This is a genomic window from Paraburkholderia sp. 22098, assembly GCF_052045935.1.
In the GTDB taxonomy this organism is placed as follows: Bacteria; Pseudomonadota; Gammaproteobacteria; order Burkholderiales; family Burkholderiaceae; genus Paraburkholderia; species Paraburkholderia caledonica.
The window spans coordinates 1-19,746 of record NZ_JBQEPV010000007.1; the positions used below are offsets into that span (position 1 = coordinate 1).

General features: G+C 60.2%; 13 protein-coding genes and 1 pseudogene. 11 read left to right on the top strand and 3 right to left on the bottom strand.

The window, feature by feature from the left end; translation table 11 throughout:
* Positions 1–132, bottom strand: a pseudogene (locus ACTJLB_RS15970) (succinate dehydrogenase, cytochrome b556 subunit); the annotation flags it as partial.
* Positions 133–349: 217 nt separating this feature from the next.
* Here ACTJLB_RS15970 and ACTJLB_RS15975 point away from each other — a divergent pair.
* Entirely contained in the window at positions 350–1,246 is an 897-nt protein-coding gene (locus ACTJLB_RS15975) for a LysR family transcriptional regulator (protein WP_087752083.1), read from the top strand.
* Between the two features lie 33 nt (positions 1,247–1,279).
* On the opposite strand, the gene ACTJLB_RS15980 is transcribed toward ACTJLB_RS15975, so the two are convergent.
* Entirely contained in the window at positions 1,280–4,456 is a 3,177-nt protein-coding gene (locus ACTJLB_RS15980; RefSeq protein ID WP_440783824.1) for a CheR family methyltransferase, read from the bottom strand.
* Entirely contained in the window at positions 4,453–4,686 is a 234-nt protein-coding gene (locus ACTJLB_RS15985) for a ribbon-helix-helix domain-containing protein (protein WP_440783825.1), read from the bottom strand. The genes ACTJLB_RS15980 and ACTJLB_RS15985 overlap by 4 nt, the downstream gene beginning before the upstream one ends.
* A gap of 800 nt (positions 4,687–5,486) precedes the next feature.
* Here ACTJLB_RS15985 and ACTJLB_RS15990 point away from each other — a divergent pair.
* The 10 genes from ACTJLB_RS15990 to ACTJLB_RS16035 all read left to right on the top strand — a co-directional run bounded on the left by ACTJLB_RS15990 (position 5,487) and on the right by ACTJLB_RS16035 (position 19,567).
* Entirely contained in the window at positions 5,487–6,074 is a 588-nt protein-coding gene (locus tag ACTJLB_RS15990; RefSeq protein WP_027804453.1) for a BPSL1445 family SYLF domain-containing lipoprotein, read from the top strand.
* A gap of 960 nt (positions 6,075–7,034) precedes the next feature.
* The gene (locus tag ACTJLB_RS15995) at positions 7,035–8,495 is read left to right on the top strand and encodes a sensor histidine kinase (protein ID WP_440783826.1); all 1,461 of its coding nucleotides are present in this window, start codon (positions 7,035–7,037) and stop codon (positions 8,493–8,495) included.
* A 17-nt stretch (positions 8,496–8,512) separates the two neighbouring features.
* Positions 8,513–9,151 carry a response regulator transcription factor gene (locus tag ACTJLB_RS16000; RefSeq protein ID WP_440783827.1) on the top strand — a complete coding sequence of 213 codons (639 nt, stop codon included), beginning with the start codon at positions 8,513–8,515 and terminating at the stop codon, positions 9,149–9,151.
* Positions 9,152–9,414: 263 nt separating this feature from the next.
* Positions 9,415–9,801, top strand: a complete 387-nt coding sequence (locus ACTJLB_RS16005) for a response regulator transcription factor (RefSeq protein WP_087752077.1) — start codon at positions 9,415–9,417, stop codon at positions 9,799–9,801.
* Positions 9,802–9,943: 142 nt separating this feature from the next.
* A complete protein-coding gene (locus ACTJLB_RS16010) occupies positions 9,944–11,377 on the top strand; it encodes an efflux RND transporter periplasmic adaptor subunit (protein WP_440783828.1) in 1,434 nt (477 codons plus the stop codon).
* Positions 11,378–11,389: 12 nt separating this feature from the next.
* Positions 11,390–14,617, top strand: a complete 3,228-nt coding sequence (locus ACTJLB_RS16015) for an efflux RND transporter permease subunit (protein ID WP_020066912.1) — start codon at positions 11,390–11,392, stop codon at positions 14,615–14,617.
* A 1-nt stretch (position 14,618) separates the two neighbouring features.
* The gene (locus ACTJLB_RS16020; RefSeq protein WP_131320996.1) at positions 14,619–16,103 is read left to right on the top strand and encodes an efflux transporter outer membrane subunit; all 1,485 of its coding nucleotides are present in this window, start codon (positions 14,619–14,621) and stop codon (positions 16,101–16,103) included.
* Positions 16,100–17,389: a paraquat-inducible protein A gene (locus ACTJLB_RS16025; RefSeq protein ID WP_440783829.1), complete on the top strand. Its 1,290-nt coding sequence runs from the start codon at positions 16,100–16,102 to the stop codon at positions 17,387–17,389. Before ACTJLB_RS16020 ends, ACTJLB_RS16025 begins: the two co-directional genes overlap by 4 nt.
* Positions 17,364–18,983, top strand: coding sequence for a PqiB family protein (locus ACTJLB_RS16030; RefSeq protein ID WP_440783830.1), 1,620 nt, complete (start codon positions 17,364–17,366; stop codon positions 18,981–18,983). Before ACTJLB_RS16025 ends, ACTJLB_RS16030 begins: the two co-directional genes overlap by 26 nt.
* Positions 18,980–19,567, top strand: coding sequence for a PqiC family protein (locus ACTJLB_RS16035; protein ID WP_020066908.1), 588 nt, complete (start codon positions 18,980–18,982; stop codon positions 19,565–19,567). The genes ACTJLB_RS16030 and ACTJLB_RS16035 overlap by 4 nt, the downstream gene beginning before the upstream one ends.
* Positions 19,568–19,746: the final 179 nt, after the last annotated feature.

Genomic DNA, 19,746 nt, shown 5'->3' on the forward strand with positions numbered 1-19,746 from the left:
AAACAGCAGACCACCGCTCAAGCGATGAAGAATCGACACGCGCCCTGCAAGCGGCAGGCGATACGCCGTCAATATCTGCCCGATACCGATGTTCCGGAATTCCGGCCTCGGTTTTTTTAATGTGTCAGCCACAGTAGACCCCCTTTGCCTCTTTAGATAAACACAACGGCGCACTCCGCCGCTCGCTCCGATATAGGCGCGAATCGTCCCACCTCATCCTTTGATCGAACGGCGTTGTATTGCGGGAAGATATTTAGGACGGACCGCGCGATAGCGATATTTTGTCGCACCGCTGATATACTGTCCAATATCTATCGCGTCTTACTGAAATAGTTTTTTCAGATATCAGATGGAACTGCGTCATATTCGCTACTTTCTTGCTGTCGCCGAAGAGCGCAACGTCACTCGCGCGGCCGAAAGACTCGGCATCGGTCAGCCGCCGCTCAGCCAGCAGATCCACGCGCTAGAAGACGAAATGGGCGTGCGGCTGTTTCGCCGCACCGGCCACGGCGTGGTGCTGACGGAGGCCGGCGAGGCCTTCGCCGCCGACGCCAAGCGCATCCTGCACGACACGCGGCTGGCGGTCGAAAAAGCGCAGAGCGCGGGTCGCGGCGAAATCGGGCAGCTCAACATCGGCTTTACGGGGTCCGCAGCGTTCAATCCTGTCGTATCCAAGCTGATTCGCGATTATCGGCAGGACTACCCGAACGTCACTCTCACGCTTGCCGAAGGCAACACCGCACAACTGCTCGCCTATCTCGGCGACGGCCGTGTGGACGTCGCCTTCGTGCGCCTCGGCAGTCAGTCGCCAGCGGGCGTGCAGTTCCATCACATCGCAATCGAGCCGATGCGGGTCGTATTGCCGGCAACGCATCGTCTCGCGAAGAAACGCAAGATCGCGCTGTCCGCATTGGCAGAAGATCCGTTCGTGATGCTTCCGCGAGAAGCGAGTCCCACGCTGCATGACGTCATTGTCGGAGCATGCAGGGAAGCCGGCTTCGAGCCGATCGCGGGACAGCAGGCGCCGCAGCTTTCGTCCGTGGTGAATCTGGTCGCTGCCGAGTTCGGCGTCTCACTGGTGCCGGCTTCGGTATGTCAGATACAGGTCGAAGGCGTCGCTTATACCGACGTGCTCGGCAACGCCATCTCGATCCGGCTCGTGCTGGCCTCGCGCATCGAGGCCGCGCCCGCAAAGACAGCAAACTTCCTGCAGAAGGCGGTTGCGTTGGCGTCGTCGGTTACGTGAGGCAGTCGACCAACACCATGATGCGTTGACCGTTCAACGCGTTCGCAGTTGCTGCGATGGTGTGGCATTCGACGCATTGCCGCCCGCCGAACCGGCTGCAGGTAACGGTATCTCGATGTGACACGAGATGCCGTCTGCGTTGAACGTGAGTTCGGTGCGTGCCTGCAGCGTGAACTTCAGCGCCTTCTCGATCAGTTGCCGGCCGAAGCCGGTCCGGCTGCTATCCGGTCTGGCGCGAACCCCGCTTTCCACCCACTCGAATACGAGCAATGCAGCCTCGGCGGTGCCCGCCTCGACGCGCCAGCGCACGTCGAGTCGTGCCTGCTCCTCCTTCAGCGCGCCATATTTGAGCGCATTGGTCGCCAACTCGTGCAGGACGAGCGCGATGATCTGTATGTTCCGGAATCCGAGCGGCACGACCGGGCCATTGATCTTGACCCGTTCGCCGTTTGCAACGCCGAGCGCATCGAACTCGAGCCGCACGATATCGCTCAGGTTGATCAGATTGCCGTCCGCTTCCCCGACCAGTCCCTGCAGGCGTCCTAGCGCCGCGAGGCGGCTCGTGAACGTTTCCAGCTTTTGATCGGCGGTGAGCGTCTGTTCAGCAATAGATTGAATCACCGCCAGCAGATTGCGCGTGCGATGCTGCAACTCGCCGATCAGCACGTTCTGCCTGTCTTCGGCGTGGACCATGTCCGTGACGTCGACGAAAGCAATCACCACACCGTCGATCTGCCTGTCGCCGTTGCGGTACGGCGCAAGGCGCACCAGGAAATGCGCAAGCCCATCCCTGCCGCTGACGTGGCGCTCCCGCGGCTGGTTCGTTTTGAAGACGGTCTCGATATCGTGCTCGAGACCGTGCAACTCAAGGTGGCTGACGAGCTCCGTGATGGGACGGCCGCGGTCGATAGCACGGATATGGAAGATGCTGTCCATTGCCGGCGTGAACGAACGGATCACCAGGTTGCGGTCGAGAAACACCGTTGCCACCGAAGTGCTCTCGAACAGGTTTCGCAAGTCGCTGTTCGAGCGGTCGAGCGCGTCGATCTTTCCGCTCAATTCCATGTTGACGGTTTGCAGTTCCTCGTTGAGCGAAACGAGTTCTTCCTTCGACGCCTCCAGCTCTTCATTCGACGACTGCAGTTCTTCGTTGACCGAGACCAGTTCCTCATTGGAGGACTTCAGTTCCTCCAGCGCCGTCTCGTACTCTTCGATCATGGACTGCAAACGCTCGCGCGTCTCGCGCAACTCCTTTTCGATCTGCGCCGCGGTGCCGTCGTGCATGGACTGCGCGCGCGCAAGCGCTTCCTCGCGGGCCGCTAGCGGACCTTCGTCCTCGAAGATGACGAGATACATATGCTCGTCCTGCGGCTGACCAGTTAGCGGTTCCACTGTCAGGCTGATGAGCTGCACACGGCCGTCTTCGCCCTCCACGACGACGCCTTCGCGCGTGACCGTGCGGCCCGACTCGACCGCTTCGCGAAACACCGACCGCAGATCGAGGCCGAGTCCCTTGCGTGCGAGCGCAAACAGTTGACGCGTCGGCACGCCGGGCGCGGCCTCCAGGTATTTGCCGGTGCGGCCCGAGTAGTAGACGACATCGCCGTCGCGCGTGACGAGCACATGCGGCGGTGTGAAGCGCTCCAGCATATGGTTATCCACCACATGCCGCAGCGCTGCGCCGCCGAGCGCAGGGCGGCTTGGCGTCAGTCCTCCCGGTTGCCCGATCTTCAACGAAGAGACTGACAGCGGCACACGGATCTGCGGCGAAACATCAGCTCTGCGCCGGAAGATGCGGTGCTTCTTCTCGACGGGCAGAAACAGTTCGTCAAACTGGCTGACGTTCTCCGATGTACCGAGGAAGAGATACCCGTCCGGTCGCAGCGCATAGTGAAACGTCGGGATCGCCTGATTCTGGATTTCGGTACCGAAGTAAATCAGCAGGTTGCGGCAGGAGACGAGGTCGATGCGCGAAAAAGGCGGATCGCGAATCACACTATGCGGCGAGAAGATGCAGAAGTCGCGCACTTCCTTCGTGAGCACATAGCTGCTGCCGTCCTGAATGAAGAAGCGCTCCCGCCGTTCGTCGGATACACCGTCGAGCATCGCTAGCGGGTAGCGTGCCGCGCGTGCGACGGCGAGCGCGCCGTCGTCGATGTCGGTGGCGAAAATCTGTACGCGCGGCGCCGGCTGGCGGCCATCCATCTGCTCGCGCAGCAGCATCGCAATCGAATAGACTTCTTCACCGGTTGCGCAACCGGGCACCCACACGCGAATTGTGTCGTCGGCGCCGCGTCCCTCCAGCAACTGGGGAATCACGATCTCCGCGAGCGCTTCGAACGCCTGCGCATCGCGAAAGAAACTGGTCACGTTGATCAGCAGGTCTCGAAACAGAGCGGCGACTTCTTCCGGCTCTTTCGACAGACGCGCAACGTATGCCTCCGGCGTGTGGATTTCAAGGACCTGCATGCGCCGCTGCACGCGGCGCACAAACGTGTTCACCTTGTAACCGCTGAAATCATGGCCGACCTGACTGCGCAGGATCGCGTAGATTGCAGTGCGCGCTTCGTCGAACTCGCTTGCATTGGTTTGCGCTCCAGATTTCCCGGCAAAGCCGTCGAGCATGAAGACGCCCGCGGCGAAGCTCGCGAGCTTCTGGCCCATTGCCTCGGCGGGCACCACGAAATCGACGAGGCCCGTTGCAATCGCGCTTCTCGGCATGTTCGGATGATGCGGGCCAAAGCCGTCGCCGGCCTGCGCGAGTGTCAACCCGCCGCGCTCCTTGATTGCCTTGATGCCTAGCGTGCCGTCGGAATCGGCGCCCGAGAGAATCACGCCGGCTGACAGTTCGCCGACGTCGGCCGCGAGCGTGCTGAAGAAAACATCAATCGGTTTGCGCTCGCGCCGGAGCTTGTCCTGAGACTGCACGTGGAGTGTGCGGTCCTTGACACTCACGACGGCGTCGGTGGGCAACAGGTACACATTGTTGGGTTCGATGGATGTGCCGTCTGCAATGGCGTGCACCGGCATGTCGGTAAAACGGGCGACGATTTCCGGCAGCATGCTGTCGCGATCGGGACTCAGATGCGTGACGATCACGCACGCGAGGCCGGGGTTTCGCGGCATGCCGCGGAAGAAGCCCTCAAGCGCTTCGACGGCGCCAGCGGACGCGCCTATGCCGACAATCGGGAAATGGGTGGGTCGCGTCATCGTTTGTCCCGCATTGCCGCGCCTTTGCCACCGTCGGGATGGACCTGCCGCTTCAGGGGCGCACCGTCCGCATCACTGCCCAGCGACGGCATCGACTGCTCCTGCAGCCGCCGCGGTCCGGCACGGACGACCTCGCTTGCGGTGCTGTAGCGGCCTACGACAATTTCTGCCTTTATGAACGACGCCAGTCGCTGCGTCAGACTAACGCATAGCGCGTGCTTGCTCGGCATGGGCGACTCGCGAAAATGGATGGGTATGATTTTATATTACGCCTTTGGAACCGGGCACTTCGACAACCCATGGCGGGCTCAAAAGACAGAATCGCGAGACAGAAGAGCATGCTCACTGCGCATGCCCATTCACCGATGTTCGCAATGCGGCATCGGCCGCAGTGATCGCATACGACCTTGGTCCGATTGTCCTCAACAGATACGCAGCGCAATCATGTACTCACCACGCGAGCTTACGCGTCGTCGGGAACACCCTGGAGCTGTTGTGGATGTTTACAGGAAACACTGCTTTTGCGACGTCGCGTTGAGCGGTGTGTTCCTGAGCGTTGCGGTCTAGCCAAGCCGGCGAGGGCGCTGAAATCGGCGCTGCAATCGGCGCGGTTGGCGGCACGATGGTTTGCGGAGCGCGGGCTCGCAACAATCGGCAGGCCGCTGCAGATTGGAGTCAGGCGGAACGCGTTATTGGATGCCGCCACTGAGCAAGACGGCGTGCGTGTTATTCCGCTGGATGCGAAGTGCTTCATGGCCGCGTGACGCAACGGTGGCCGGAAGTCTACCTTGGCCCGCAGATAGCGGCGAGCTTTAAGGCGAGAGTCTCATTCCTCTCGTCGCCATGACATCACAGAAATGGTCAAGCCGGGACGAGCCCTTAACGTTACTACCTGAGTACTCATCTGACCGCGTCATGTGACTGCGGCCGACCGAGTGATGTGATTGCTGCCGCAACGATTCAACGATTTAAGAACGATGTGTTTACCCGCGTACCGGTCCTTCGGCCGGAGCGCTAACGGAGGCCAACAATGAACAGACGGAACTTCGTGTTAAGAACTGCGGCTGCGATGGCTGCTTCCACTCTGGCGGTTGCCGGTTGCACCATGACGTCAGGCGGCGGCAAAAGCGCTGAGACCGACGCGTCCAAGCGCCAGGCCATTGATGCGAGCGTGAACGGTACATTGAGCCGGCTGTTCTCAACGGTGCAAGGCTCACGGGAACTTGCGTCGAAGGCACAAGGGATTCTGGTGTTTCCCGACGTGAAGAAGGCTGCGTTCATTGTGGGCGCCCAGTATGGCGAAGGCGCATTGCGTGTGGGCGGCACTACGGCTGGCTATTACAGCACGGCGGCGGCGTCATTTGGATTTCAGGCGGGGGCACAATCCACCGCTGTCATTTTCATGTTCATGACAAGCGACGCGCTCGCCAAATTTCAAAGTTCGTCTGGCTGGTCGGCCGGGGGTGATGTTGGCGTATCGGTCGTGAAGGTAGGTGCGAATGGCGCAATCGATACGACATCGGCAACCTCGCAGGTAGTCGCCCTCGTGCTCACCAATGTCGGACTGATGGCCGACGCTTCGGTTAACGGTGCGAAGGTGACGAAGCTCAACCTTTAGGCCCTGAAGCATGTGATAGCAATGTATCGGGCGTTTGCTCGATCTTAACGTCGTCGCGCTCCGGCGTGACCTGGACGACGATGGTTCAATCGCTTCGGGACATGTCGGCGATCCACGCAGCGCATCCGGCGTCGTGTCGTTAAAGGTCGGCACGACGCGCGGGACGCATACTCGCTCGGAAATAGAGTCTGGATGTCGTCGAACGTCAGGAATCCGAACTTGGTCAGGAATGCTTCAGCCCGTTCATGCTGCAATGTCGCCTGATTGACTCCGATCGCGAACCATCTCATTCACGCACTTATCGCTATCTGACTCAGCTTTAGACAGTGCGCGGAATTATGCTATTTGGTCGCAGTTAGCATAATCGCGCCGAAGTAGAGCGCGTAACGCGATTCCTAACCGGAAACGTTTTGAATTCTCACTGCCTGTACGCTATAAGCGAACTCGATTGCTTCTTGCATAGGTGAGCTTGAAGCGGAATGCAAGCGATGCAGCAGAGAAAGCCGTAGCCCGGTAGTCTTCGCCGTTCTCATTTCACCTACGGGTGACGAGCGGACACAAAGAGCCTTTAGGCTGAAATGTGTCCATAGGGTACTTCCCAATTCCATCGTCGACTTGCAACGATGTTATTAACAGGCTATTGAACGCCAAGTCGAACGCGCGTTGCGCCATTTTTGCCGATGCTCAAGCTCGCTCGAAAAAAATTCTGAAAAAAACAGGTTGCTACCTTTCATCCGGCTATCTTCCCGTCTATGGTACTCAAAGGTACCAAACAAATACGGCTTTCGTGCGATTAGGTGAGCCGACCAATAACCTACTAGATCTCATTTTGCTGATTGACCGAAGAGTTCGCTCATCTGTCGATCTGTTGAGCGGGTAACGTGGCATGTTCGAGCACATTCCCGCGAAGAGGCGCACGTTGCTGCTCGATACCGTAGGGCCAATACGGAGAGTCCAGTCATGAATATGCCCACACGCGACCCCCGCACGATGATGGCGGGGATTGCGTCAGCCCTTGAGCGGCTTAAACATTCATGGGGAGCCAGCGCAAGGAGACAGAGCCCGACGCCGTCAGGCAGACCTGCCAGGATGGTTACGGCAAATCGAGCGCATGACAGGCCGCGGGTCGACATACCTGACGTGGCACCTCGCAAAGCGGGGAGCGGACAGGACAATTTCGTTCGAAAGCAGTTGCACCCCCGGGCATACAGACGACCATCCACTGCGCGCTCCGACCGTATGGGGCAGTTAAAGAGTGCGCTGGTCAGATATCTGTCATGGCCGACGGGTCGCGCTGAAGACACGAGGCTTAATCGCGCAAGAGAAGCGCTGAAGCCACTGCTGGAAATGATGCCTGCGGCGATGATCGTGGTCGATGACGCTAATAAGGTAGTACAGGCCAACCAGCTTGCCGCAACGCTTTTCTCCTATACAGCGGACGAAATGAGCGGCCTCTCTTTCGCGCAGTTGTTTCCTCGCATGGATAACGACGCGGTGGCACGGCGAGGACATCCATCATCAAGCGGCGCACCAGAAGACTTTTCAGCTTCCAGCGCGCGACGAACAGCCGTTGCACGATGTAAGGACGGCAGCGAACGGCCGGTCAGCGTGAAGTGTACGCACTACAGACCGGCTGGCGCATTCGTATGGGTCGTCACTGCCGACGATGTGCAAGCTCACGCAGAGATGGTCAGCGACGAGTCGCAGCACGCGCATCTTGCGCGCGTTTTCGAACTGGCGGAAATGGCGGCCGTTCTTGCTCACGAAATCAATCAGCCGCTCACCGCGATCCTGAGTAACGCACAGGCGGTACAGCGATTCCTGCATCTGACCAGAAGCGGTTCAACTGATTTGCGGGAGGCGTTTGCGGACATCGTGGCGGATAGTTTTCGTGCCACTGAGATCGTTCGCAAGCTGCGGCAGTTCGTCCGTCGGGCCGCACCCGAGACACGGTCGATCGATATTGGAAGTCTGGTCAGCGGAGCGATGCACCTCATGCGTCGCGATGCGGTGGTGCGCGGGGTCAGCGTGACGCTCGATATCGGGAGGCGCGTGCCGCTGGTCCGGGGCGATAGCATTCAGTTGCAGCAGGTCATGATCAATCTGCTGCAAAACGCGTTCGACGCGGTAGAGGGGTGTTGTGCGGAACACCGCGTCGTGTCGGTGAAAGTCGATACTGCAGCGCAAGGAGAAGGGGTCAGTATTTCCGTGAGCGACCGCGGCCCCGGTCTGAAGGCGGAGCAACTCGGCGAGATGTTCTCGCCGTTTCCTACCTCGAAGCCGCAAGGTCTCGGGCTCGGCCTGTCGATCAGTATCTCGATCATCTCGATGCACGGCGGACGGCTATGGGCGGAAAGCAATGGCGAGCGGGGCGCGACGTTCCGGCTCGTGCTGCCATCCGCGGGGGAGGCTGACATATGACAACCTGTTCAAACACCATGACTGAAGTCACTCCGATGGTATTCGTCGTCGACGATGACGAACACGTCAGATCTGCTCTGGCGCGACTGATCCGGCTGTCCGGTTATTGCGTGCAGACCTTCGAGAGCGCGGAGACATTTATCGAACGTTTCGACCCGAAGGGCGGTCCTGCCTGCCTGCTGCTCGACCTGCAATTACCGGGACTCAGCGGATTAGCGTTGCAGCATCAGTTACATGAGTGGCTACCGATCATTTTCATGTCTGGGCACGGCAATATGAGTTCCGCCGTCGACGCAATGAAAGGAGGAGCGACAGACTTCCTGCCAAAACCGGTGACCGACAGCGTCTTGCTCGACGCAATCGAACGCGCGCTCGAACGCGCGCGACGGCTATTCGGTTGGCGCAGCGAACTGCAGGAAATTCAGAGCCGGGTCAAGCAGCTTACGCCGCGCGAGCGCGAGGTGATGACGCTCGTCGTGGCCGGTTACCTGAACAAGCAGGTCGCGAGCGAGTTGGGCGCAGCAGAAAAGACCATCAAGATTCACCGTGCGCGTGTGATGGAAAAAATGAAAGCCGGCTCGCTTGCAGAACTCGTCCGCCTCGCCGAAAAAGCTGAATCCGCGACCGCGACGGACACGACCGCCTCATATCGCTGACTGCGTTCGAGCAGGCGCCATGCAGATGAGGTCGCGCCTCGTCGGGTACTGGTGCGAATCAAAATTTCAGACGTCCTGTATGCCAGCGCTGCTGGCATTCACACATCGCGCGCAGTGCCGCTGACGCGTAACCACCAGTCGTAATCCGGCACACCTGATTGGTCTTGGTAGACCAAAGTCCTATTTCATATCTCAAGTGAATTCGTTAGGCTCGGACTGCATGATCGCGTTGCGACATCGCCTAACGAGCCCGAACGTACCACATGGCCAATCTCACTCCGACCGCAGCGGTTGTCGACGATGAAGAATCGGTCGGACGGGCGATCAAGCGCCTGTTGAGATCTGCTGGCATCGACGCGGAGGCGTTCTCGAGCGGCGAGGCATTTCTGAACAGGCTGTCGACCGATGCATCGTACCGGCCCGACTGCGTGATCCTCGATGTCCTGATGCCCGGCGTTGGCGGCGTCGAAGTGCAGCGCCAACTGTCCGGTTCGGGGATGCCGGTCATCATCATCACCGCCCACGACGACCCGTCGGTTCGCGCGCAAGTGCTCGCCGCAGGCGCCATCGACTATCTGCGCAAACCGTTCGACGGTGCCGCGCTCATCCGCGCCGTTCAGGCGGCGACGGGTTTCCCGCCCGCGCCCTGAGGCCGCTCTGCCTTGAGCGTAGCAGTGCAGTCTTCGTACGGATCGTATGAGACCAAAGTCCGATTGTCCGGACATTGTCGGATAACCACACTGCAATCTGTGCAGCCGTCAGCCGCGCTGACGTCATCCGGAGAACGCGGATATGAAAAGCCCGGACGCAATCAGTGGGATCGCCCCGATGAATATGGCCTCTGTTGCCCGCGCTTTGCGCTTGTCGCGCGCGCTCGTCACCGCCTCGCATGTGACCGTGCCCGGTCGCCCGACGCATGCCCGCCGTCTCGCTGCGCAAAGCACACGGTTGCTTGCGTTCCATAGTCACGCTGTTGACGCCACTAGTAAGGCAAGCGTCGCGCCGGTCCGCCCCACGCTCACACTGCTGGTTACGTTGCTCGCGTTGCTTGCATTCGTCGCCGGATGCGGCAAGAAGGAGGCATTGCCGGCGGCAAGTGCGCCCGAGGTCACGGTGATGACGATCACGCCTCGCGATACGCCGGTCGTGTTCGAGTTCACCGCGCAGACCGAGAGCTCACGCGAAGTGCAGATCCGCGCTCGCGTAGACGGCTTTCTCGATCGTCGCACCTATGTGGAAGGGTCGTTGGTGAAGTCCGGGGAGACGATGTTTCTGATGGACCGGAAGCCATTCGAGGCCGCGCTGCAAACGGCCAAAGGCCAGTTGTCGCAGCAGCAGGCGAGGTACCAGGTCGCGAAAGCCAACCTGGCCCGCGTGCAACCGCTGGTTGCGCAGAACGCATTGAGCAAGAAGGATCTCGACGATGCCGTTGGCGGCGAGGCACAAGCCGCCGCAGCCGTTATTGCGGCCAAAGGCGAAGTGGATACGGCTCTGCTGAACCTCAGCTACACGACGATCAAATCGCCGCTAACGGGGCTGTCGAGCTTCGCCAAACAGCAGGACGGCAGCTATGTGACGGCGACTCAGTCGGGGTTGCTCACCACTGTGTATCAACTCAATCCGATCTGGGTGAACTTCAGTGTGTCCGAGAATGAAATGCTGAGGTACCGCGACCAGATTGCGACAGGACATCTGCGCTTTCCGCCCGAAAACAACTTCACGGTGTCTCTCGTTCTCGCCGACGGTTCTGTTTATGCAGAACATGGCTCGATCGATTTCGCCAATCCCGCATTCAGCACTGAAACGGGCACGTTCCTGGTACGGGCCGTCTTCGACAATCCGAAAGCTGTGCTGCGACCTGGGCAGTTCGTGCGGGCGCGCGTGGCCGGAGCGATCCGGCCGAATGCAATCCTGGTTCCTCAGCGGGCAGTTTTGCAGGGCTCGAAAAGCCATTTTCTCTGGGTGGTGGACGCCGAATCTAAAGGCCGTCAGCGCGTGGTGGAAGTCGGGGAATGGCAAGGCGACGACTGGTTCATCACCGACGGACTGAAGCCCGGTGAGCGTGTCGTAGTTGACGGTGCAATCCGCGTAACGGCCGGGGCGCCGCTCAAGATCGTTGACCGGCCGCCCGTTGCGGACAGCGGACAGCAGGAACCAGGCGGCCAGGCTAGTGGACCCAAAACAGCCGCGACGGAGCCGGTCTCCGGCACCAGCGCGTCCCAGTAAAGGACGGCGACGATGAGCATTTCCCACTACTGCATCGACCGGCCGATTTTTGCGTCTGTAATCTCGATTGTGATTACGCTCGGCGGTGCGTTGACGATGTTCGCGCTGCCCGTCGCCCAATATCCGGACATCACGCCGCCGCAGATCACGATCTCCGCGACCTATCCTGGGGCGAGTGCAGACGTCGTCGCGAATAACGTGGCCGCGCCAATCGAACAGCAGGTGAACGGCGCCGACAACATGATCTACATGAACTCGTCGAGTTCTTCGACGGGAAATCTGACGATCAACGCCTTCTTTGAAATCGGCACCAACCCGCAGCTCGCGCAGGTCGACGTGCAGAATCGCGTGAACCTCGCGTTGCCGCAGCTGCCGCAATCAGTTCAGGCGCAGGGTGTACAGGTGCAGAAGAAGTCGTCGGCGTTCATGATGGTCATCGCGATCTACTCGCCGGACCAGCGCTTCACCAGCACGTACATTGCGAACTTCGCGAACATCTACGTGCTCGATGCGCTCAAGCGGATTCCGGGCGCGAACCAGTCGAGCATCTTCGGCACTCCGGACTATGCGATGCGTGTCTGGCTCAAGCCCGATCGTATGGCGCAACTGGGCATCACCGCGACCGACGTGCAGAACGCTGTCCAGGCCCAGAACCAGCAATTCGCTGTAGGGCGCATTGGACAGTCGCCGACCGGCACTCCGGTTGAACAGTCGTTTGCGGTCACGACCACGGGTCGCCTCGCCGAACCGGCGGAGTTCGAGAACATTATCCTGCGTGCCGCTAGCGAAGGCTCGGCTATCGTGCGGCTGAAGGACGTCGGACATGCCGAACTGGGACAGAAGGACTACTCCATTCGCAGTCGCTTTCAGGGCAAACCGGCCACGATCATCGCCGTCTATCAGCAACCGGGCGCGAATGCGCTCGATGTGTCGAAGCAGGTCCGCGCCACGCTTGCCCAACTCAAGCAGTCGTTTCCCGAGGGCATCCAGTACGACATTGCAATGGACACCACGGAATTCACGCGCGCGTCCATTTCCGATGTGATCCACACGTTTTTCGAAGCACTGGTGCTGGTGGTGATCGTGGTGTTCGTTTTCCTGCAAAGCCTCAGGGCGACGTTGATTCCAGTGCTGGCAGTGCCGATTTCGATTGTCGGCACCTGCATGGGAATGGCCTTGCTCGGATTTTCGATCAACATGCTGACCCTCTTCGGGATGGTGCTTGCCATCGGTATCGTGGTCGACGACGCGATCGTGGTGATCGAGAACGTCGAACGCAACATGACCGTTCACAAGCTCAATCCGAAAGACGCGGCCAAGCTCGCGATGGACGAAGTGGCGGGTCCGGTGATCGCGATCGTGCTTGTGCTGTGCGCGGTGTTCGTGCCGGTGGCGTTCGTGAGTGGCATTACTGGCCAGTTGTACAAGCAGTTCGCGATTACGATTGCGATTTCGGTGGTGATCTCGGGCATCGTCGCGCTGACCCTGTCGCCCGCACTCGCCGCGCTATTGCTCAAAAGTACTCACAAGGAAAAGAAAGGCTTTTTCCGCTGGTTCGACAACGCGTTCGCACGGATGACCGCAAGCTACTCCCGCGCGATTCAGTTCGTCATCAAGCGCTTCGTTCTCGCGTTGCTGGTGTTTGGCGCGATGATCGCGCTGACCGTCGTGATGGTCAAATCCGTTCCGAGCGCATTTCTTCCGCCGGAAGATCAAGGCTATCTTCTCGGCGCAATCCAGATGCCGGATGCGGCGAGCCTGGATCGGACCGGGGCGGTGTCTGACCGGGTGACTGAATACTTCATGAAACAGGACGCGGTCGGCAGTATCACGACGGTCGATGGATACAGTCTGCTCGACGTGCAGAACAAAAACAATGCGAGTACCTTTTTCATCGGCCTGAAAGGTTTCGACGAGCGCTACACGCACGCCAATCGCGAAACCCAGAATGCGAGGGCCGTGCTGGTCGATGCGTATCAGACCTTGTCGAAGATAACGGCGGGCGTCGTGATTCCGGTTAATCCACCGTCTATTCCGGGGCTCGGCACGACCGGCGGCACCGAAGTATGGATTCAGAGCAAGGGCGACGCGTCGATCGCGCAGCTTGCCGGGGTCGTGCAGCAGTTTATCGAGCGGGCCAGAAAACGGCCTGAGCTTGCACGCGTCACGACGACCTTCAATGCGTCGTCACAACAGTTGCTGGTCGAGGTGGACAGGGAAAGAGCCCAGACACTCGGCGTGCCGATCGAAGACGTATATAGCTCGATGCAGACGATGTTTGGTTCCCTTTACGTGTCCCAGTTCAACCGGTCGAGCCGGCTATGGCAAGTCATCCTGCAAGCCGATCCGGTTTATCGGCTCAGACCACAGGACCTCGACCAGATATTTGTTCGCAGCAAGACCGGTACGATGGTGCCGCTAAGAGCGGTCGCGACCTACCGGTATGTCACGGGTCCCGATCTGCTCACGCGCTTCAACAACTTCCCGGCCGTGCTCGTGACGGCGAATGCCGCGCCGGATTTCAGTTCGGGCCAGGTGATCGCTGCACTCGAACAGGTTGCCACCGAAATGCCGGCCGGCTACGGCGTCGCCTGGAGCGGTGAGGCTTATGAGGCGCGTAAATCCGGGGGAACGTCGGGCATCGTTTTCATCTTCGGGCTCGTGATGGTGTTCCTGATCCTCGCCGGCCAGTACGAGAAATGGTCGTTGCCGGTCGGCGTGCTGATGGCCGTGCCGTTCGCGCTGTTCGGCGCGCTCCTCGCTATCCTGATGCGAGGCCTCGAAAACGATATCTATTTCCAGATCGGCCTCACGATGCTGGTCGCGCTCGCGGCGAAGAATGCGATTCTGATCTTCGAGTTCGCGGTGATCAACCGGGAAGGAGGCGCGTCGGTGCTCGATGCTACCTTGCGAGCGTCCGAAGAGCGGTTGCGTCCGATCGTGATGACGTCGCTTGCCTTTATTCTCGGCTGTGTGCCGCTTGCTATCGCAGTGGGCGCGTCGGCAAACAGCCGGCATTCGATCGGCACCGGTGTGATCGGCGGGATGCTGGGCGCGACAGTCATCGCGGTATTTTTCATTCCGATGTTCTATTACCTGCTCGAAACCTGGTCGTCGCGTAAAAGCGGGCCCAAGGAGAAGCCGGGAGCAGACCCAAGCACCCCGGGAGGTTCGGCGCCTGTAGCGGGCGGTCCGGGCACGCCGAAGGTCACGCCGTCCGCACAGCGCGAGGGTGACTGACATGCGCACCACGCACTTTGCGAGCGTTGGCGTTGTGCTTCTGACGGGACTCGCCTCGCTGTCGCTGACTGGCTGTCTGCTTGGACCGGACTACGCGCGGCCCAAAGTCGATGTGCCCGCTACCTTCCGTTTCAGCATCCAGGAGACGGCCGACACCGCGAACACGGCCTGGTGGGAACAGTTTGGAGACCCTGTTCTCAACGATCTGATCGCTGCCGCGCTCGCGGATAACCTCGACGTCAAGATCGCCGCCGCGCGCGTAGAAGAGTTCCGCGGGCAGTTCGTGACAACCCGCTCAGGACTTTTCCCGCAGGTGGGGGCGAACTTCAATGCGTCACGCCAGCGCGCAACGCTGAGCGGCGGAGTGCCGCTGCCGGCGAATGTGAACCCGGTCTACAACCAGTTCGACGCGAGCGTATCGGCGGCTTGGGAAATCGACCTGTTCGGCAAAACGAGGCGCGAGACCGAAGCCGCTCGTGCGAATCTGCTCGCGAGCGAGGAGGGTCGCCGCGGCACGATTCTCTCGCTGGTAGCGTCGGTTGCTTCGTCGTATATCAATCTGCGCAGCCTCGACCGGCAGCTGGACATCGCGAAGGCTACGGTGGAGAGCCGGGCCGAATCGGTCAAGGTATTCACGCTGCGTTTCGCGGGCGGCGAGGTGTCGCAGATGGAATTGGCGCAAAGCCAGTCTGAGTATCAGGCGGCATTAGCCACTATTCCGGAGTTGGAAACCCAGATCGGAGTGCAGGAAGACGCGCTTGCCGTGCTGCTCGGACGCAATCCCGAGCCGATTTTGCGCGGACACGATCTGGACGCGCTGACCGCGCCCGCGATTCCGTCCAGTCTGCCGTCCGAACTGCTCGAACGCCGACCGGATGTGCTCCAGGCCGAGCAGAACCTGGTGGCGCAAAATGCATTGATCGGCGCGGCGCGTGCACTGTATTTTCCGTCGATCTCGCTAACGGGGCTGTTCGGTTCCGTCAGCACCCAATTCTCGAACCTGTTCACCGGGCCGGCGCGCGTATGGTCTTTCGCTGGCGCCGTATCGTTGCCTATCTTCACTGCCGGCAACATCGAAGGGCAGGTTCATCAGGCGGAGGCACGTCAACAGGAAGCGCTGTTTGCGTATCAGAAGGCGATTCAGGTTGCGTTTCAGGAAGTCGCGGACGCGCTCATCGCGCTGCAGAAATCCCGCGAGCAATTGGGAATCCAGCAGGATCAGGTTACCGCGCTGTCCAGCTACTCGCACCTTGCGCGGCTGCGCTACGAAGGCGGCTACACGAGTTACATCGAGGTGCTCGACGCCGAGCGCAGTCTGTTCAACGCGCAACTGAGCTATACACAGACCCAGGGCGCCGAATTGACGTCGTTCGTGCGTCTTTACAAGGCGATGGGCGGCGGCTGGGTCGTCAAGGCGGAGGAGATGACTCAACCGCCTGCCCCGCAGCCTATGGCTGGCGTGCCGGCTGGCGAGGCGCCGCGATGACGCACGCGAGGCTCCTCGCATGCCATGAATGCGACCTGCTTCAGGTCGATGCAGACCTTCCCGACGGCGGCGTGTTGCGTTGCCGGCGTTGTCATGGCGAGCTTTACCGGAACAGGGCAAATTCGCTCGGAAATGCATTGGCCCTGTCGCTCGGGGCGGCGGTGCTGCTCGCGATCGCCAACTCCTATCCGATTGTCGGACTGTCGGTAAACGGCACGTTGGTCGAAACGACGCTGATCGGCGCAGTGGATGTTCTGTACATCGACGGGATGTGGCCGATCGCGCTGCTGGTCTTTTTGACCACTGTTGCCATTCCTGCTGTGCAAGTCGCCTCGATGCTATGGATGCTCATACCGTTGCGCTTCAACCGCGTGCCGTGGGGGGCAGCCACGGTCTTCCGGCTGGCTCGCCTTGCTCAGCCATGGGGCATGACCGAAGTGCTGATCATCGGTTTGCTGGTGGCGCTCGTCAAACTCGCCCACATCGCGAGCGTCGTTGTAGACGTTGGACTGTGGTCGTTTGGCATATTGATGCTGGTCCTCGCCGCTGCGAGCGCCGCGTTCGATTCGCGTGACCTGTGGGCGAGAATCACTGCACTTCAGAACCCTGGCGGGCAGACGGGTGGCTCGCTGTCTCTACCGTGCGGCTGGCTGAGCGCCGCGCAGTGCGGTCTGATGCAGTGTCATGACTGCGGCTTACTGGTGAAGGCACCCGCCCACGCACAGGGTCTGTGCTGTTCGCGCTGCGGCGCGTCGGTGCATTTTCGCAAGCCGGACAGCCTGGCGCGCACGTGGGCATTTCTGCTCGCGGCGATGGTGCTGTATATCCCCGCCAACGTGTTGCCGGTGATGTACACCAGCTCGCTGTTCGGCGCGGAGAAGGACACGATCATGAGCGGTGTCGTTTATCTCTGGACGTCCGGCTCGTGGTTGCTCGCCCTCGTGGTGTTCGTCGCGAGCGTCGCAGTGCCGATGCTGAAAATTATCGCCATTGCCTTTCTGTCTATCTCCACTCAGGTTCACTCGCGCTGGAATCCCGAACAACGTACGCGCATCTACAGAGTGGTTGAACTGGTCGGGCGCTGGTCGATGCTCGATATTTATGTCATCACCATGCTGGTGGCCCTGGTGCAGTTCAAGGCGCTGGCTACTATCCAGGCGGGCCTGGCCGCGGTCGCGTTCGGCGCGGTCGTCGTATTGACCATGTTCGCCGCCATGTCGTTCGACTCGCGTCTGATCTGGGACGCGCACGGGCCGGATCATGCCGGACAACCTAAACACGCCTGAGCCGCCTGACGTCCCTGTAGCCATCGTCGCGCCCCGCGCACGTTGGCGGCCCCAGGTCGTATGGCTGGTGCCGATCATCGCCGTGCTGATCGGCGGTTGGCTAGCCGTCAAGGCGGTACTCGATCAGGGGCCGCAGATCACCATCATGTTCAACACAGGCGACGGACTCGAAGCCGGCAAGACAAAAATCAAGTTCAGGGAAGTCGATATCGGCGTTATCAAGGGAGTCAGCCTTTCGAGAGATCACAAGCACGTGATTGCAACTGCGGAGGTGGTGAAGGATGCATCGGACCTGCTCGTCGACGACACGCGTTTCTGGGTCGTGCGCCCACGAATCTCGGGCGGCACCGTGTCCGGACTCGGCACTCTGCTGTCGGGGTCGTTCGTCGGCATGGACGCGGGCGGCTCCGCCAAGCCGCGCCAGACCTTCACCGGTCTCGAAGTTCCGCCTGTGATTTCGAGCGACGTGCCCGGTCGCGAGTTTGTGCTGCGAAGCCAGAACATGGGTTCACTAGATGCCGGCACACCGATCTTTTATCGGCGGCTGCAGGTCGGACAGATCACCTCCTATGCTCTCGATCCTGACGGCAGGGGCGTAACGTTGCACGTATTCATCAATGCGCCCTACGACAAGTTCGTCAGACCCGACACGCGCTTCTGGCATGCCAGCGGGGTGGACGTCGCTCTCGACAGCAACGGGGTACGGCTCAATGCGCAATCGCTCGTGTCGATCATCATTGGCGGGGTGGCGTTCGATACGCCGGAGCACTCGCTCGATCAACCTCAAGCGGCCGCACAGACGACCTTCACGCTGTTCGAGAACTTCGGTGAGGCCATGAAGCGTCATGACCGGATCGTCACCCGGTTCGTCGCCGAATTCGACGATTCAGTACGCGGGTTGACTGTCGGCGCGCCGCTCGATTTTCGCGGCATTACGATTGGCGAGGTGAGTGGCATCTATACCCGATTCGACCGCGAGAGCAGGAAGCTAAGTATCGTGGTGGAAGTAGCCTACTATCCCGAGCGGTTTACGAACCGCTATGAAAGCGGTCCGACTGGCAGCCCAGTCGTCAAGGACACCCGCGAATTCGCGGATTATCTGGTTGCACGGGGCTTGCGCCTGCAATTGAGGACGGGCAACCTGCTGACCGGCCAGCGTTATCTTGCCGTCGACTTCTTCCCTGACGCCCCGAAAGCGAAGATCGACTGGAGTAAAAATCCGCCCCAATATCCGACTGTTCCGGGCTCGCTTCAATCGCTTCAGGACTCCGTCACGCGTCTGGTCGCCAAGTTGAATACGATACCGTTCGAAGCAATCGGCAAGAACGCGCAGATGACCCTTCAGAACGCGAATTCGCTACTTGCCCACCTCGACACCGATGTCGTTCCAGAAGCGAAAAACACACTGAATGCCGCGCATGGAGTGATGACTTCTGCCAATGGGGCGCTGCAGCCGGACTCCGCGCTACAGCAGAAGGTGTCCGACGCCATGAACCAGTTGGCACAGACGGCCGCCGCAGTCCGCACGCTGGCCGACTATCTCGAACGGCATCCCGAGGCACTGGTACGCGGCAAGCCGGAGAACAAACCGTGACGCGAATCTCTTCTGTCGTTGCCGGGGTATTTTTTTGCGGCTTGCTGGGTGCCTGCGGCAGTTCGCCGACCGCCAGTTTCTATACGCTGACGGTCGATACGACACTCACGCCGATGACCTCCACGATGCCGGTTCATGTCGTGGTAAACCCAGTCACTGTTCCCGATGTGGTCGATCGGCCACAGATCGTCACGCGCATGGGCAACAACCAGGTAGTGCTCAACGAGTTCGCTCGATGGGGTGAACCGTTGAAGGCGGACATTGCACGTACGATCGCAGGTGATCTCGCCACGCTGCTGGCATCGGATCACGTGTCGGTCTTCAATATGGGCGTTGATGCGGCGGGTACGTGGCGAGTTCGCGTGGACGTCATGCGCTTTGACGCGACGCCCGGCGAGGCCATAACCATCGAAGCGCTCTGGGCCGTGTTTCCCCCTGGCAAACCGCTGCCGGTTGCAGGTAAGTCGCTGGTTCGGCAACCCATTGACGGACACGGTTACGACGCGTTGGTGTCAGCCGCGGATCGCGCTCTTGGGGCAGTGAGCCGCGATATAGCTGGAGTGATTCACGCAGGCGCGCCTTAATGAAACGCGGCCGCGACGGTTTATGCCGACGCGGCCGGCACGACGTAGTTCGGCGCCGAATGATTCCATCTGGACATGGTTGCTCTTCCATGATTTTGATAGATATCCGAACTAATCAGGGTGCGTTGCGACCGACCAGAAATTGGAGAGCATGAGAGTTATACGCGTGGCTGTCGCTA

Excerpts from the sequence above, each read along its gene's own strand:
- ACTJLB_RS15975 (WP_087752083.1), top strand. The coding sequence starts at position 350 with ATGGAACTGCGTCATATTCGCTACTTTCTTGCTGTCGCCGAAGAGCGC.
- ACTJLB_RS15980 (WP_440783824.1), bottom strand. The coding sequence starts at position 4,456 with ATGACGCGACCCACCCATTTCCCGATTGTCGGCATAGGCGCGTCCGCT.
- ACTJLB_RS15985 (WP_440783825.1), bottom strand. The coding sequence starts at position 4,686 with ATGCCGAGCAAGCACGCGCTATGCGTTAGTCTGACGCAGCGACTGGCG.
- ACTJLB_RS15990 (WP_027804453.1), top strand. The coding sequence starts at position 5,487 with ATGAACAGACGGAACTTCGTGTTAAGAACTGCGGCTGCGATGGCTGCT.
- ACTJLB_RS15995 (WP_440783826.1), top strand. The coding sequence starts at position 7,035 with ATGAATATGCCCACACGCGACCCCCGCACGATGATGGCGGGGATTGCG.
- ACTJLB_RS16000 (WP_440783827.1), top strand. The coding sequence starts at position 8,513 with ATGACTGAAGTCACTCCGATGGTATTCGTCGTCGACGATGACGAACAC.
- ACTJLB_RS16005 (WP_087752077.1), top strand. The coding sequence starts at position 9,415 with ATGGCCAATCTCACTCCGACCGCAGCGGTTGTCGACGATGAAGAATCG.
- ACTJLB_RS16010 (WP_440783828.1), top strand. The coding sequence starts at position 9,944 with ATGAAAAGCCCGGACGCAATCAGTGGGATCGCCCCGATGAATATGGCC.
- ACTJLB_RS16015 (WP_020066912.1), top strand. The coding sequence starts at position 11,390 with ATGAGCATTTCCCACTACTGCATCGACCGGCCGATTTTTGCGTCTGTA.
- ACTJLB_RS16020 (WP_131320996.1), top strand. The coding sequence starts at position 14,619 with ATGCGCACCACGCACTTTGCGAGCGTTGGCGTTGTGCTTCTGACGGGA.
- ACTJLB_RS16025 (WP_440783829.1), top strand. The coding sequence starts at position 16,100 with ATGACGCACGCGAGGCTCCTCGCATGCCATGAATGCGACCTGCTTCAG.
- ACTJLB_RS16030 (WP_440783830.1), top strand. The coding sequence starts at position 17,364 with ATGCCGGACAACCTAAACACGCCTGAGCCGCCTGACGTCCCTGTAGCC.